Annotated in this window: 10 protein-coding genes; 4 read left to right on the top strand and 6 right to left on the bottom strand. The window is 71.6% G+C overall.

Annotated features, from left to right (window positions below; genetic code table 11):
- Nucleotides 1–607 precede the first annotated feature (607 nt).
- On the top strand, nt 608–3,097 hold the full coding sequence (locus ACZ7M2_RS51620) for a penicillin acylase family protein (protein WP_471601235.1): 2,490 nt from the start codon (nt 608–610) through the stop codon (nt 3,095–3,097).
- Nucleotides 3,098–3,168: 71 nt separating this feature from the next.
- Here the strand turns inward: ACZ7M2_RS51620 and ACZ7M2_RS51625 are convergent, their stop codons facing one another.
- Nucleotides 3,169–3,882, bottom strand: coding sequence for an NADPH-dependent F420 reductase (locus tag ACZ7M2_RS51625; protein WP_471601236.1), 714 nt, complete (start codon nt 3,880–3,882; stop codon nt 3,169–3,171).
- 91 nt (nt 3,883–3,973) lie between these two features.
- Here ACZ7M2_RS51625 and ACZ7M2_RS51630 point away from each other — a divergent pair, with 91 nt between their 5' ends.
- A complete protein-coding gene (locus ACZ7M2_RS51630; protein WP_471601237.1) occupies nt 3,974–4,345 on the top strand; it encodes a winged helix-turn-helix transcriptional regulator in 372 nt (123 codons plus the stop codon).
- 406 nt (nt 4,346–4,751) lie between these two features.
- Nucleotides 4,752–5,177 carry a VOC family protein gene (locus ACZ7M2_RS51635; RefSeq protein WP_471601238.1) on the top strand — a complete coding sequence of 142 codons (426 nt, stop codon included), beginning with the start codon at nt 4,752–4,754 and terminating at the stop codon, nt 5,175–5,177.
- 377 nt (nt 5,178–5,554) lie between these two features.
- Here ACZ7M2_RS51635 and ACZ7M2_RS51640 read toward each other — a convergent pair whose 3' ends face one another.
- The 5 genes from ACZ7M2_RS51640 to ACZ7M2_RS51660 form a co-directional block, all read right to left on the bottom strand.
- Nucleotides 5,555–7,438: a LamG-like jellyroll fold domain-containing protein gene (locus ACZ7M2_RS51640; protein ID WP_471601239.1), complete on the bottom strand. Its 1,884-nt coding sequence runs from the start codon at nt 7,436–7,438 to the stop codon at nt 5,555–5,557.
- 520 nt (nt 7,439–7,958) lie between these two features.
- A complete protein-coding gene (locus tag ACZ7M2_RS51645; RefSeq protein ID WP_471601240.1) occupies nt 7,959–8,228 on the bottom strand; it encodes a hypothetical protein in 270 nt (89 codons plus the stop codon).
- Nucleotides 8,225–9,088 carry an isocitrate lyase/PEP mutase family protein gene (locus tag ACZ7M2_RS51650; RefSeq protein WP_471601241.1) on the bottom strand — a complete coding sequence of 288 codons (864 nt, stop codon included), beginning with the start codon at nt 9,086–9,088 and terminating at the stop codon, nt 8,225–8,227. Before ACZ7M2_RS51650 ends, ACZ7M2_RS51645 begins: the two co-directional genes overlap by 4 nt.
- 614 nt (nt 9,089–9,702) lie before the next feature.
- Entirely contained in the window at nt 9,703–10,575 is an 873-nt protein-coding gene (locus tag ACZ7M2_RS51655) for a PhzF family phenazine biosynthesis protein (protein ID WP_471601242.1), read from the bottom strand.
- A 627-nt stretch (nt 10,576–11,202) separates the two neighbouring features.
- Nucleotides 11,203–12,705 carry a metallophosphoesterase family protein gene (locus ACZ7M2_RS51660; RefSeq protein WP_471601243.1) on the bottom strand — a complete coding sequence of 501 codons (1,503 nt, stop codon included), beginning with the start codon at nt 12,703–12,705 and terminating at the stop codon, nt 11,203–11,205.
- Between the two features lie 508 nt (nt 12,706–13,213).
- Here ACZ7M2_RS51660 and ACZ7M2_RS51665 point away from each other — a divergent pair.
- Nucleotides 13,214–13,846: a glyoxalase gene (locus tag ACZ7M2_RS51665; protein ID WP_471601244.1), complete on the top strand. Its 633-nt coding sequence runs from the start codon at nt 13,214–13,216 to the stop codon at nt 13,844–13,846.
- Nucleotides 13,847–14,044: the final 198 nt, after the last annotated feature.

A 14,044-nucleotide genomic window follows, 5' to 3' on the forward strand; every position in this document is an offset into this window, starting at 1 on the left:
GCACAAAATGGCCAGCATCGAGCCAGAGTTGGGCAACCTCAGAAGGCACCGGGTCCACGCGAAGTACCGTCGACCGCACTTCGGTGCGTGCCCGGCTGCCGGCGAGGCCGACGAGAGCGGCCAGGTCCTGGGGTGCGGTGCACAGTGCTGGGACGCGCGGCCATACGCGCCGACGGCCGCCCCGGCCGCCTGCTCCCGGCGGTTCGCGGCGGTTCGCGACCGGGGCACGTGCCCGCGGGAGGACCGGACGGTCAATCGTCGTCATCGAGCACGGCCACCGCGCCGAGGGCGGCCACGGCGGCCGCTCCGGCCCGAACACCACGGCGTGCATCGCCTGCGCGGCCCGGGCTCGCAGCCGGCGCCGGACCGCGAGCGGCGCCACGCGGATGTGGCGGCCCGGGTCCTCGCCTCCCTCGGCCGGACTCCGAACGCCGAACTCGCACTGCCCGCCAGGCGGCCGCGGTCCAAGGACGCGACGGACAGCGGGCCGGACGGAACCGACAGAGCCGGCAGAGCCCAAAGGCGTACATCTCCGGACTGACACGCCGCCCGGAAATCCGCCGGAGGCCCGATGCCACCCGGCGGTACACCCTGAAGGGTGGCAGCCATGGGTGAACCCAGAACACTGACGAAGCGTCATAGACGTTCCCTGCCAGGCCGGTTGGCGGCCGTCACGGCCGCCCTCTGTCTCACCTCGGCCACCGTGGCCCTGCTGCCCGCGCCCTCCTTGGCCGCGACGGGGCCGGGCGGCGAGACGGTGGCCGAGGGCGGGCACACGGCCCGGATCAGCCGGACCGAGTACGGCATCCCGCACATCCTGGCCCGGGACTTCGACGGCCTCGGATACGGCTACGGCTACGCGTTCGCGCAGGACAACGTGTGCGAACTCGCCGACCAGGTGCTGACCTTGCGGGGTGAGCGGTCCCAGTTCTTCGGACCCGGCGGACAGTCCGGCGAGGGCTCCGACCTCGCGAGCGACACGTACTACAAGGGGCAACGGCGCGCGGGCACCGTCCAGCGGCTCCTCGACCGGAAGGCGCCGCTGGGGCCGACGGCGGAGCTGCGCCGGATGGTCGAGGGGTACGCCGCCGGGTACAACCGCTATCTGCGCGACACGGGCGTCGGCAAGCTGCCGGACCCGCGCTGCAAGGGCAAGCCCTGGGTGCGGCCGCTCACCCCGCTCGATCTGTGGAGCGTCGTGTACGACGTCAACAGGGTGACCGCGGAGGTGCCGCTGGCGCCGGACATCGGCGACGCGAAGCCTCCGGCGGCGGGCGCGGGCGCCACGGCGGCCTCCGGGACCCCGGGCGGCAAGGACACGGCGGCCTCAAAGACCCCGGCCGTCACGGGCACGGCGGCTTCCGGGACCTCCGGCGCAGCATCCGCGGCGTCCCTCACCCCGGGCGCGCGGGGCCTCGCCACGGCCGGCGTCGGCAGCAACGGCTGGGCGCTCGGCCGGGACGCCACCCGCACCAACGACGCGATGGTCCTCGCCAACCCGCACCTTCCCTGGACGGCTGGCAACTTCCGCTTCTACCAGGTGCAGTTGACCATCCCCGGCACCCTGGACGTGTCCGGCGCCGGCCTGTACGGCACTCCCCTGGTCGAGATCGGCCACAACCAGAGCCTCGCCTGGACGCACACCGCGAGCGACGCCCGGCACGCCTCCTTCTACGCCTTGAAGCTCGTGCCCGGCGACCCGACCAGCTATGTGGTCGACGGCAAGGCCGAGCGGATGAAACGCCGCACGGTCCCGGTCACCGTCCGCGATGAGAACGGCACACTGTCGACCGTCGACCGCACCCTGTACACCTCACGCTTCGGCCCGGTCCTCTCCTCCGCCTGGACCACGAAGACCGCCTACGCCGTCCGCGACGCCAACGCCGACAACCTGCGCTCCATGAACGCCTGGCTGGCCATGGGCAAGGCCCACGACCTCGCCCAGCTGCGCACCGCCCAGAACACCTACCAGGGCATCCCCTGGACCTACACCCTCGCGGCCGACACCAGCGGCGGCACGTACTTCACCGACTCCTCGGCCGTCCCGCACCTCACCGACGCACAGCTGGGGCGCTGCACCCTTCCGGCCGGCGAGGAGACGCCCGCCGCCCTGGACGGTTCGACGTCGGCCTGCGCCTGGGGCAGCGACCCCGACGCGCTCGTGCCGGGCATCTACGGCCCCTCCCGCCAGCCGAAGCTGAGCCGCACCGACTACGTCGCCAACTCCAACAACGGACCCCAGTACACCAACCCCGCAGCGCCCCTCACCGGCCTCCCGGGCGTGTACGACATCGATCCCCACCTCGACCAGCGGGCCCAGCTCGGACTCCGCATGATCGCGGGACGGGCGAACGGCACGGACGGACTCGGCGCCCCGGGCTTCACCCAGGCCACCCTGCGTACATCGATGCTCGGCAACCGCGTCCTGTCGGCCGAGACGGGCCGCGACGACGTGGTCGGCATGTGCCGCGCCCACCCACGCCTGACGACCACGGACAGCGCGCAGGTCGACGTACGGCAGGCGTGCACGGCCCTCGCCCGCTGGGACACCCGCGCCGACACCACCAGCCGGGGCGCCGCGCTCTGGATCACCTTCTTCAACCGCCTCCTCGACGGCGGCCCGCCCGACACCTGGCGCCGCGTCCCCTACGACCCGGCCCAGCCCCTCACCACACCGCGCGGCATCAACGGCGACGACGTACGCGTCCAGCGTGCCCTGGCCGACACCGTCCAGGACTTCGCCGCGCGTGGCCTCCCGGCCGACACCGAGCTCGGCGCCGTACAGAAGTGGGCCGGCATCCCGCTGCCCGGCTGCGACGTGGGCTGCTTCGACGTCGTGGACGCGAGCCCCCACTCGGGCACCGGCACCCCGCCCGCCGGCGCCTTCGGCAGCAGTTTCCTGATGGCCGTCGAACTGACCGCGGACGGCCCCCGCGCCCACACCCTCCTCACCTACGGCCAGTCGTCGAACCCGGACTCGCCCCACTACACGGACCAGACCCGCCTCTTCTCCCGCAAGCAGTGGGTCACCGAACGCTTCACACCGGCGGAGATCGCCGGCGACCCGGCCCTGACGGTGACAACCCTGCACAGCTGACCCAGCCCGGCGTGGAGCGGGCCGGTCCGGGCGCGGTGACCACCAGCACCCGGCCCGGCCCGAACTCCAGATCAGTCACTGCCTGCCGTACGACGACGCCCTCCGCCATCAGCCCTCCTGCCGCCTTCTGCCTGCTCACGGCCCGGTCCGGCCGCATAGGCCAGCGGAGGTGCGATCGCCTGGACATCCGCTTCCTCCGCGACCCACAGCGCGATGAACAGCGCGGCGGTCGCCTCCAGGAGTCCCGCCCGTTCGAGACCGCCGCCGGCTACGGGCGCGCAGCCCACGTCCCGCACCAACTCACGTACGCGCGCGAGGGCCGCATGGTCGTCCCCGCAGACCGGAACGGCCAGTGGCCGCCCGTCGAAGACGGGTGGCCGCATGCGCCACACGTCCTCGTGGCAGAGATTGAACGCCTTGACCACATGGGCTCCCGGTGCCGCCGCGGCCAGCTGCCGTGCGGCCGAAGGGCCACCTTCCGTCAGCAGCCGAAAGCCCGGCCCGACCGGATTGGAACAGTCGAGCAGCACCTTGCCGTCCAGGGCCGCCCGCAACTGCCGTGCCACGCCCGCCCCTGCGTCAAAGGGCAGCGCGGCCAGCACGACCTGACCGAACTCGGCCGCCGCCCGCAGACTCGCGGGCTTCGCGCCGCCCCCGATGCGCGTCGCGAGCCGCTCCGCCTTGTCCGCGTCCCGTCCCCCGACGGTCACCTCGTGCCCGGCCCGCGCCCAGTGGGTGGCGAGTGCGTCCGCCATGCTGCCCGTTCCCAGCACGCCGATTCTCATCACGCGATTCCTCTCCGTGCCTGCTTCGGCTCCGTGCCTGCTTCGGCCTTCCGGGACGACGCTAGGCGGCCTGTCGGGCACCATTCGGTACGTGACGACCGACGCCTTCCTCGCCGACTGCCGTGCCCGCCTCGCCTTCGACCTGCTCTCCAACACCTGGAACGCCGTGGTGCTTTGGGCACTGCGCGAGGGTCCCAGGCGCCCGGTCGAACTGCGGGAGCAGATCGGGGGCATCAGCTCCAAGGTCCTCACCGAGACACTGCGGCGCCTGCAGTTCAACGGACTGGTGGACCGGCACGCACATCCCGGAGCACCACCGCGGGTCGAGTACCGACTCACCGCCCTGGGACGGACCTTGCTGGCCCCCATCGACGCCGTCGGAGCATGGGCCTTCGAGCACGGTGATGAGGTCATGGCCGCCCAGGAAGCCGACGCCGCCGGAGCACGCAAAAATGGGCCGTAAGCCGTGACGCGCCGGCCATCGCGACCGTCATGGCCCGCATCCGCGTGCCCGCACCCGCCCCGCCGCAGTCCTGGCCGACCGCGCCAGCTCCTCCCGCGCCATACGGTACGCATCCCTGGACAAGGAAGGCCCGTAGATGTCGTCGCGGGCCTCCCGGCGGATCCGCAGGCAGCGGAATCAGTGCAGAGGGGCCACACACCGGCCGAGCGGCGAAGAACCGAGGGAATCCGCTGACCTGCTGAAACGCGGCTCGTACCGGGTGGAGCCCGCGTTGGGGCGTGGAGATTCCCTGTGCTCTCACGGCTGTTCACGGGTTCCGCTGCTCCAGGGCACCGCTCTTTCGGTGAGGCCGCCACACGCCTGCCGCCTCCGTCCCTGCGGCCACCGCTCACGCCATATTGGACACATGAACGCAGGCGACAGGAACATTCTGGCCGGGGCACGCGTGGCGACCAGGCTTCCCGCCCAGGACCTGGACCGGGCGCGGCGCTTCTACTCCGAGCAGCTCGGTCTGGAGCCCGTCGATGAGCGGCCCGGCGGGCTGCTGTACCGGTGCGAAGGCGCGGACTTCGTCGTGTTCCAGTCGACGGGAGCCTCGCCCGGCACCTTCACCCAGATGGCCTTCGAGGTCGACGACATCGAGGCGGTCGTGTCGGAGCTCAAGCGGCGCGGCGTGGTGTTCGAGGAGGTCGACGTGCCGGGGTTCCGGACGAGGGAGGGGATCGCGGAGATCGACGGGAACTACCCGAGCAAGGGTGCACGGGGTGAGCGCGGCGCCTGGTTCCGTGACAGCGAGGGGAACATGCTGGGCATCGGCGAGCCGGTCGTCTGAGGACGGTGCCCGATCGTTCATGGAGGGGTGCTGATCAAGCGGGAGGCACACATGCGTGTTGTGGTCATGGGTGGGACATCCGGCATCAGCCTGGCCACCGCGGAGAAGTTGGCCGCGGTGGAGGACCGGGTCGCCGTCGCAGAGCAGGTCGAGTGCCTCCGAGAGCGCCGTCACGGAGTTCACGGCAAGCTCTTCCCGGCCGGCTCGACGGCAGCCAAGGCCGCGGTCATGCCCCGATCAGTATGTGTGGCATCCGCGCTCATCCGGCGGAAGTCATCCCGGCAGGCCCGTCCGGCGCCGCGGTGGACCCGCGGGCGCCGGGTGCGCAAGCCGCTTGTTCAGGTCCCCGCGCCGTCACATGTGCGGAAGTGCGCCGCTCACGCGAAGGGGGTCAGGAAGTCCCGGGTGGCCAGGGCCCTGTTCACGATGCGGGTGTCGCCGATCCATCCGTAGAAGCCCTGCCCGAACTGCTCGTCGAACTGTGTGGCGCCGATGACGAAGGGCTTGCCGAGCGTGGTGATGCCGGTCGACGGCTGCGACGGGTTGCGGGCGATCTTCGAGCCGTCCACGTACATCACCGTCCGGCGGCCGTCGTTGACGAGTGCGATGTGCATCCACCGGCCGACGGGCACGGCGTGGCTCCACGACGTGGGGTCCGCGTCCTGCTTGTAGGGGTAGACGACGAACTGGAGGAACCTCTCGGGCGACAGGTTGAGGCTGCAGGTGGGCTCCAGCGGGGACCAGCCCGTGGTCTTGCCCGCGTCTCCGTTGCGGCCCTCCCAGCTGAGGATGCCCATCCAGCTGTGGTCGCCCTCGAACGGCTCGGGCAGCATGAGGTACGTCTCGATGGTGTAGCCGCCGGTGAACTTCTCACTGTTGAGGGCGGCGCCCGCGGCGGTCGTCAGCACGGCACCGCGGTCCGGGCTCTTGCCGCCGTCGAAGCGGAGGCTGGCGTGCGCCGGCTGGCCGGGATGGTGGTCCGCCGACCAGGTGAGCGCGTCGGGTCCGCTGGAGTGCAGACGGCTCACGGTCAGATGGTTGCCGTTGCCCGTGAGGTCGCGCACGACCGCTCCGTCGGCCACGGTGGCGCCCGGCGATCCGGCCGCAGCCGTCCCGGAGGCGTCGAAGCGCCAGTACGCGACCGTGCCGCGGGGCATCACGGCGGATGCCGGACGCGGCTTCGGCGGGGCGGCCGGGGCGAAGCCCTTGAAACGCTCGTCGAAGTCGATGCTCAGGCTGAACCGGTCGGTGGGGCCGGTCAGTTCGATCGTCTCCGCCTCCAACGGCGCCCGCTTGTGCGGGTCGCGGGCGAGGAACCACGGCGAGAAGGTCTCGACGTCGATGACCTTGCGGACCAGGTCGAAGCCGTACAGGCGGATCATCCCCGCGCCGCCGTAGTAGCGGTCCTGGTAGTTGGTGATGTGGACGTGGACATCGTTGTCGGCGTCGTTGGTCAACACAGTGCGCCCGGGCGGCCAGTAGTGGCCTCCCAGCGCGAGGAAGATCTGGTCGTTGCCACGGATGAGACCGTCCCACAGCCGCCTCCCGTGGTCCGACAGCTGCGCCGCGCCGTCGTCGTCCGACCAGGCGAGGTCGTGCGTGGTGAGGACGGCGGGCAGCGTGGGGTGCGCGTCGAGCACCCCCTGCGCCCAGCGCAGTCCGGTGTCCGACACCCGCCAGTCGAGGGCGAGGACCAGCCATTCCCGGCCCGCCGCACGCAGCACGTGATAGCTGTTGTAGCCGTCGGGAGAGGCGCCGCGGAAGGTCGGCATCGAGGCGTAGCGCTGGGGTCCGAACGCCGCGAGGTAGGCGGAGTCGCCGCGCTGGTCGTCCGTGGAGGAGCGAATGTCGTGGTTCCCCGCCAGGACGCTGTAGGGCACCTTGCCGTGGATGGTCCTGAAGGTGTCGGCGGCGAGTGCGATCTCCTGCTCGGTGCCGTGTTCCGTGACGTCACCGAGGTGCGTCATGAAGGCGATGTTCACCTCCTCCCGCTCGGCGGCGAGGTAGCGGAACGTGGCGCGCAGGGGTGCCGGGTCGGAGCTGTCGGCGTCGAAGAGGTATTGCGTGTCGGGCAGGACGGCCAGCGCGAAGCGGGGGCTCTCGGTGTCGAAGGGGGACCGGCCGCCGCTGTGGGCTGCCGGGTCGGCGTGTGCCGGGGCCGCCTCGAATACGGTCGCCACCGCGCCGACCGCGGGTATGGCGACCGCGGCCTGCAGCACTGCGCGTCTGTCCAGCCGGTTGTGGTGCCCTGCTGTGCTCATGTGCCCTCCAGATGAGGAACGTTGGGTTCGCAAGGCACAGTCCTGAGCGGCCGTGGCCACGTGGTGGCAGGTAGCTGAACGCCGAATTCTGTTCGCCGCACGTTTGGCTTCCGCCGCCACGGGCCGCACGTTTGGCTTCCGCCGCCGCGGTACGAGGCGGGGTGCGCCGTCGGAAGAACCGCTCGCGTGCGCCGTCCCGGCCGGCTCGCCCACTGCCCCTCCTTCCCCCCTCCCCCGCTGCCGTCCGCGGGGGAATCGGCTCCGCCGGCCCAAGGGGGGCGGGAGCAGCCGTAGGCGGGAGGGTCGTGGCCGTACAGCGTGAAGCGGCCGCCCCTCGCACGGACTGCCCCTCGCACGGGCTGCCCCTCCAGAGCCGGCAGTTGTGCCCGGCCGTCTGCCCGGCTCGCGCAGGGCCTCCTGCCTGCCCCGCTCACCCGGGCCGGGCAGGCTCCGTCACCTTTCCTGCGGCCTGCCCCCGAGCGGCAGGCCCTCGGCGTCCCGTCGTCGGCCGGTCGGCGGGTCAGTCGTGGTCCTCCTCGCGCTGGTGCGCCGCGACCAGGGCCTCGATCATGTCGACGGCGCTGCCCTCGTGGTCGCTGCCGGCCGTTCCGCTGCCCTGCTGGATGTTCGCGGTCCGGTCCACCTCGAGGATCGAGTCGGCGTGCGAGTTGTCGAGGACGGTGATCAGGCTGTCGCCCGCGGCCGCCGGTGGTGCCGCGGCGCCCAGCAGGGCCGCCGCCAGCACGGCGGCCGTGCGCAGTCGCGGTGGCGGGACGCGTGCCGGCGTCACGCGCTCACGCCCTGGGGTTCGGGCCGCAGTCGGGCGATGTTGCGCTCCAGCAGCCGGGTGGCGGTCTTGACGCCGACGCCGTCCGCCGTGTCCACCACGGGGAGCCGGCCGTCCGCCGTTCTGAGGTCGGCGAGCGCGGAGTGCATGGCCTGGTGGGCGGCGAACAGACACGGGGTGCTGTAGATGGCGACGTCCACGCCGAGTTCGGACAGTTCGGTCAGCGAGAGCCGGGGGGACTTGCCGCCCGCGATCTGGTTGAACAGCAGGGGCTTGTCGCCGACCACCTTGCGGATCCGCCGGATCCACTCCACGCTGCGCACTCCGTCGACCAGCACCACGTCCGCGTCGGTCGCGGCCAGCTGCTCGGCCCGGTGCAGGATGTCGTTCTCGTCGGTGGCGTCCGTACGGGCCACCACCACCAGGTCCTGCCGGGTCGCCAGTACCATCTCCAGCTTGGCGAGGTACTCGGACAGCGGCAGTACCTGCTTGCCGTCGGCGTGCCCGCACCGGCGCGGGCGCTTCTGGTCCTCCAGGATCACTCCCGACGCCCCGATCCGCTCCAGTCCCTCCACGACATGGCAGGCGACCTCGGGGTCGACGTATCCGTCGTCGATGTCCACCAGCAGGTGGTGGCGCGGGAACGCGCCCCGCAGCCGCTGGACGAACGCCATCATGTCCGGCCAGGCGATGAAGCCGATGTCCGGCAGCCCGTAGTACGAGGCCGCGAAGCCGAAGCCGGAGACGAACATCCCGTCGTAGTGCTCGGCCGCGATCGACGCCGAGTACATGTCATACACGCCGATCAGCGGAGTGGTCTCCGGCCCGGCGATCCGCTCCCTCAGCTTCTTCCCGTAGGTCAACGTCCGGTTCCTCTCGTGGGGTTGAACACGTCGCATGGAAAGAGCCGTTACGACACGACCGCTCTTTGCCAGAACAAGAGGATCCCTATATCGATCCTGGACTATCTCCCTGGAAGGGCTTTACTCACCTCAATGGCGCAAGCGGTTCACCGGAGAAACGTCACTCGGCTCCCGTCCGGGCCGCCCGGTTGATCCCGGCGCGCAGACGGGCACGGAAGCCAGGATCCGCGCAGGCGGCCGGGTCATGGCCGAGGACGGCGTGCAAGACCCGGCCGGTGCCCTGTTCCCGGCACCGGACCGGCGGGGTGGGTGTGGCCTGTGCCGCCGCCGGAGTACGACGGCTTGTCGGCGCAGGCCAGCACGCGCACCGCGCCCCCGGCACGCTCCGGCCCTCCCCTGCCGGCGACTCCGCGTGCTCCTCCCGGCCGGCCCGTTCCACCAGCCCTGGCGTTCGGGGGTGTTGCGCGGCGGCGCGTAGCGCGAACAAAAGCTCGCGCGGGCAGGTGCGAGGGAGCACCCGGGAGTGGATGAGGCACGGGCCTGGCGGTCATGGAATTGCGGTGCTCTGTGACCACTGGGAGGTCTGCGCCTGCACTGCCGTCATGGCCGGCGCTTCAGCTGATGCGAGTTCCTGCGCCGCTGACACGGACGCGCCGGTCTCCCGCGCGCAGCGTCACCGTGAGCTCGCCAGGGCGGCCCAGGTCCTCGCCCTGATGCAGGGTGAGGACGGCGTCCTCGGGGACCAGGCCGAGCTCACGCGCGTACGCGCCGAACGCGGCGGCCGCGGCGCCGGTCGCCGGGTCCTCGACGACGCCGCCGACGGGGAAGGGGTCACGGGCGTGGAAGACGGTGGCCGACTCCCGCCACACCAGCTGGATCGTGGTCAGGTCCAAGTGGTGCATCAGGGCTTCGAGGCGCGCGAAGTCGTACGCGAGATCCGCGAGGCGGGCGCGGGTTGCCGCCGCGAGAACGAGATGGCGGGCGCCGGCGAAGGCGATACGGGGCGGGAAGGCCGGGTCGAGATCGGCGTCCGGCCAGCCGAGCGCGGCGAGCGCCTCATCGAGGTCGGCGCTGGTGATCTCCTCGAGGTGCGGCTCGACACTGGTGAGCGTGGCCCGGAGCGTCCCGCCCTCCTCGGCCACCTCCACCGGCACGGTGCCTGCGCGCGTCGCGAACACCAGTTCCCCGGGGCCTGTCCGCTCGGCGAGCGCGACGGCGGTCGCGATGGTGGCGTGCCCGCAGAACGGCACCTCGGCCTTGGGGCTGAAGTAGCGGATGCGGTACGCCCGCCCCTCCTGGCCGCCGAGTCCCTCCGGGGGCGCGGTCAGGAACGCGGACTCCGAGTATCCGAGGTCGGCGGCGATGGCCAGCATGTCGCTGTCGTCCAGGGCGGTGGCGTCCAGAACGACGCCGGCGGGGTTTCCGCCGTCGGGGGCGCTGGAGAAGGCGGTGTATCGCAGTACCTCGGGCGGCGTGTTCGTCGTCATGCTCGCGGCAACGCCGGGCGGGCTCGCGGCCATTCCCGGACGCGGGTGGAGGCGGGGCGGGCGCTCGCGGCGGATCCACGCGGCAAGGCCGTGCATCGGTACAGGCCCGCCTCGGCCCGTCTCGAACCGGGCTTCCTGTGCGGGCAGCTGAAGCCTGGAGCACTGCGCAGGAAGTCCGGTGGCGCGGCTGTTCGGGCGGCAGCGCCGAACGTTGGGTTCCACGGCGGTTCGATCAGTCGTGGGGGCGGTGCAGGCAGAGGTTTCCCCGGTGAACACGGACCGTCGCAACTCCGTGATCACCAGGACTTGTTGCTGCTCCGCTGCTGGGGCCGCCCGCGTGCCTCACCGCGTGGCCTCCAAGAAGCAGCCAGCCCCGCCTCCGGGATACCGGAGGCGGGGCTGTGTGGAGCGCCGGGCAGGCCTTGCACCTGCATCTCCCCGCAGGAAGCGGGGCGTCTTTCCTTGGACCACCAACGCGAGGCTGACCGCCGGAAGTTCGGGCGGCTCGCTCAAGATCAATGATAGCGCAGTCCCGGCGTCCCGGATCACACGGCGGCGCAGGAACCGGACCGGCCGCCGTGCGGGACGGCGTCCGGTCCCCCGGGTGTTCAGGTCACACTCGGGTGTTCAGGCCAGCGGAATGGTGACTTCGTCCTCGACCGGCGGGTCGATTTCCTGCGCGCGGTTCCCGGTGGCCGCGAAGCAGCGCAGCCGGACGGCCTCCGGGGTGACGTCCAGGCGCAGGAAGCACTTGAAGAACGGCGGGCTGTAGGTCGCCGAGCCCGGCGAGAAGAGCTGGGTGTAGATCTTCCGCACGGGCAGGCGGAAGCGCGAGGTGCACTCGGGGCGGCCGCCCGCGCCCAGCAGGTTCGCGATCAGACGGGTGCGCCGGGTGACGCGGGCGGGCGGGCCCTGGGTACGGGTCGGCGGGATGCCGAGGCGCTCGGCGACGACGGCTGCCGCCTCGGCCTCGGTGAGAGTGAACAGGCGGCGCAGGCGCAGCCGGTGCCCGTAGAGCCTGCTGTAGAAGGCGAGGGAGTCGCCGCGCAGCGGGTAGCAGCGGAACTCCTGCTCGGTGACGTTCGCGACGCAGACGCGGGGGATGGTGTGGGTGGCGTGCATGAAGGCTCCGCCGCCGCCCGACACCACGTACTGGATGGTGCGGCCGTCGACCTGCACCGGGTAGCGCTGGTAGTTGTGGATGTCGCCGCCTATGGCCGCGAGGTAGCGGTGGTCGGGGTCGCGGACGAGGTCGTCGACGGTGCCGCCGCCTTCGATGGGGCAGGGGTGGTGTTCGCCGTCCACGTACAGGGGTGAGCCGGTGACGAGGATCTTGGGGAGAGGTCCCTTGGACACCTCGCGCAGCCATGCGCCCTGCTCGGCGTCGATGGTTCCCAGCAGTCCCGTGTCGATGCCTATGATCCGCACCGGACCGGCGTCGATGGCCCAGTACGGGCCCGGCTGGACGGCCTGTTGGGCCGGCGAGGAGCGCAACTTGCGTGCCTCGGTGAGGTGTTGTCCGTCGGCCGGGTGCGGCCGGTGCCACAGCAGCGACCGCAGCCAGGCTCGTGAGAGGGGGCGCGGCGCGGGCTGTGGGGCGAGTGGCGGGGCGTCGTCGCAGAAGACGCGCATGAAGCCGCCGAGGTCTTCGTACCAGTCGTGGTTGCCGGGTATCGCGTATATGGGTGCCTGGTAGTCCTGGTACGGGCGGAAGAACTTCGTGCCGTAGTCGTCCGCCCGGCCGACGGGGTAGATCACGTCGCTGGCGATGACGGCGAACTTCGTTTCCTGACTGGCCTTCAGGAAGCCGGGGACGACGGCGTATTGGGGATCGTCGCCCTCGCCGGTGTCTCCGATGACCATGAAGGAGAAGTGGTCCGGGTCGTCGCGCCGGATCACCTTGGCGGCGGGTGCTCCGGCGGCCGTCCGCTGTGCCACCCAGCGGCTGCGGGTGCGGCCCGTGGGGTCCCCGAACCAGGAAGCCAGTACGCCGTTGCGTGCGGCCCACAGGGTCTTCGGGTTGAGCCACGAGAGCTTCTCGACCCGGTGCGGCATCAGGTGCTTGTACTCGCCGTGTTCCAGGGTGCCCCAGCCGGCGCCTTCGGCGGTATCGCGTGAAGAGTCAGACACCGGTGAACCGTAGCAACGCTCCGGGAACGGGCCGGGGATGGGTGCGTCGGGACACTGCCGTCTCTACGTGCTCCGGGCGGGCGTGGACGGTCGAGTTCGTACATGCACATCGAGCCGTGGTCATGCTCGGCGGCCTCGCTCCTTTCCGGCTTCCCGTCGCGGCCGGACAGCGACGTCGTGTCGTCGCCTGATGTCCGCCCGACTCAAAGCAGCCAGGCGTCCGCCCGGCTCGGGACAGCCCGCGGACTCCACCGGTCCCGGAGCGAATCGGGACTGCTCCCGCGCTCCCGGCATGACCCGGATCAGGCTGCCCCCAGCTGCGCCGCCTCGCGGGCAGCCTCCCCGTGGCCGGTGCGCGCCGCACCAACCCGGCTGCCCGACGCCGACCACGGCCCGGGGGGGCGGAGCGGCGGGCGGCGGGCCGCTCCGGCCCGTGGCTCAGGCCCGTGGCCGGACTGGGCAGTTTTCGAGAAGCACCCGCGGCCCGGTGGCCCCTACCGTCGAAGACATGAACTCCATCGGCTCCGTCACCCTCGAGGTGGCCGACACCACGGCCGCCGCACGCTTCTACTCCACCGCCTTCGGACTGGACTCGTCGCAAGTGCGCCTGCGCGCCTCCGATGCCCCCACGACCGGCTTCCGCGGTTTCACCTTGTCGCTCGTGGTGTCCCAGCCGGGCAACGTCGACGCCCTCGTCGGCGCGGCCCTCGACGCCGGCGCCACCGCCCTCAAGCCCACCTCGAAGTCGCTGTGGGGCTACGGCGGCGGCGTTCAGGCCCCGGACGGCACGATCTGGAAGATCGCGACGTCGACGAAGAAGGACACGGGCCCGGTCACCCGGGACTTCGACGAGCTCGTGCTCCTGCTGGGCGTCGAGGACGTGAAGGCCAGCAAGCAGTTCTACGTCGAGCAGGGCCTCACCGTGGGTAAGAGCTTCGGCGGCAAGTACGTCGAGTTCGCCACCGGGCCGGGCCCCGTCAAACTGGCTCTGTACAAGCGCCGCGCTCTCGCCAAGGACGCGGGTGTCCCCGCCGACGGCACCGGATCGCACCGGCTCGTGCTCTCCAGCGCCGCCGGTGCGTTCAGCGACCCGGACGGGTTCGTCTGGGAAGCCACCGCTCCCCTGGCCGCCACCGCCTGAGCCGAGTCACCTCCGTTCACCGGATCGTCTTGCTCAACGGCAGACGCGAGGCCTGCACCTGCTACCGGGATTCATTCGCAGTGCATCGGCCTTCAGGCCGGTGGAGTGAATCTGGTGGTTGTGGCGCGGAGCGTCACGGATGCTGTCCTGCGAAGCATGAGAGCGCGGGCGTCACCACGGCCGACGCGGAGCGTCACG

The sequence above is a fragment of the Streptomyces sp. NPDC111507 genome (genome assembly GCF_055638955.1).

What these genes read in the sequence shown, in the direction of transcription:
- ACZ7M2_RS51665 (WP_471601244.1), top strand. Translation starts at nt 13,214, where the DNA reads ATGAACTCCATCGGCTCCGTCACCCTCGAGGTGGCCGACACCACGGCC.
- ACZ7M2_RS51620 (WP_471601235.1), top strand. Translation starts at nt 608, where the DNA reads ATGGGTGAACCCAGAACACTGACGAAGCGTCATAGACGTTCCCTGCCA.
- ACZ7M2_RS51640 (WP_471601239.1), bottom strand. Translation starts at nt 7,438, where the DNA reads ATGAGCACAGCAGGGCACCACAACCGGCTGGACAGACGCGCAGTGCTG.
- ACZ7M2_RS51635 (WP_471601238.1), top strand. Translation starts at nt 4,752, where the DNA reads ATGAACGCAGGCGACAGGAACATTCTGGCCGGGGCACGCGTGGCGACC.
- ACZ7M2_RS51655 (WP_471601242.1), bottom strand. Translation starts at nt 10,575, where the DNA reads ATGACGACGAACACGCCGCCCGAGGTACTGCGATACACCGCCTTCTCC.
- ACZ7M2_RS51625 (WP_471601236.1), bottom strand. Translation starts at nt 3,882, where the DNA reads ATGAGAATCGGCGTGCTGGGAACGGGCAGCATGGCGGACGCACTCGCC.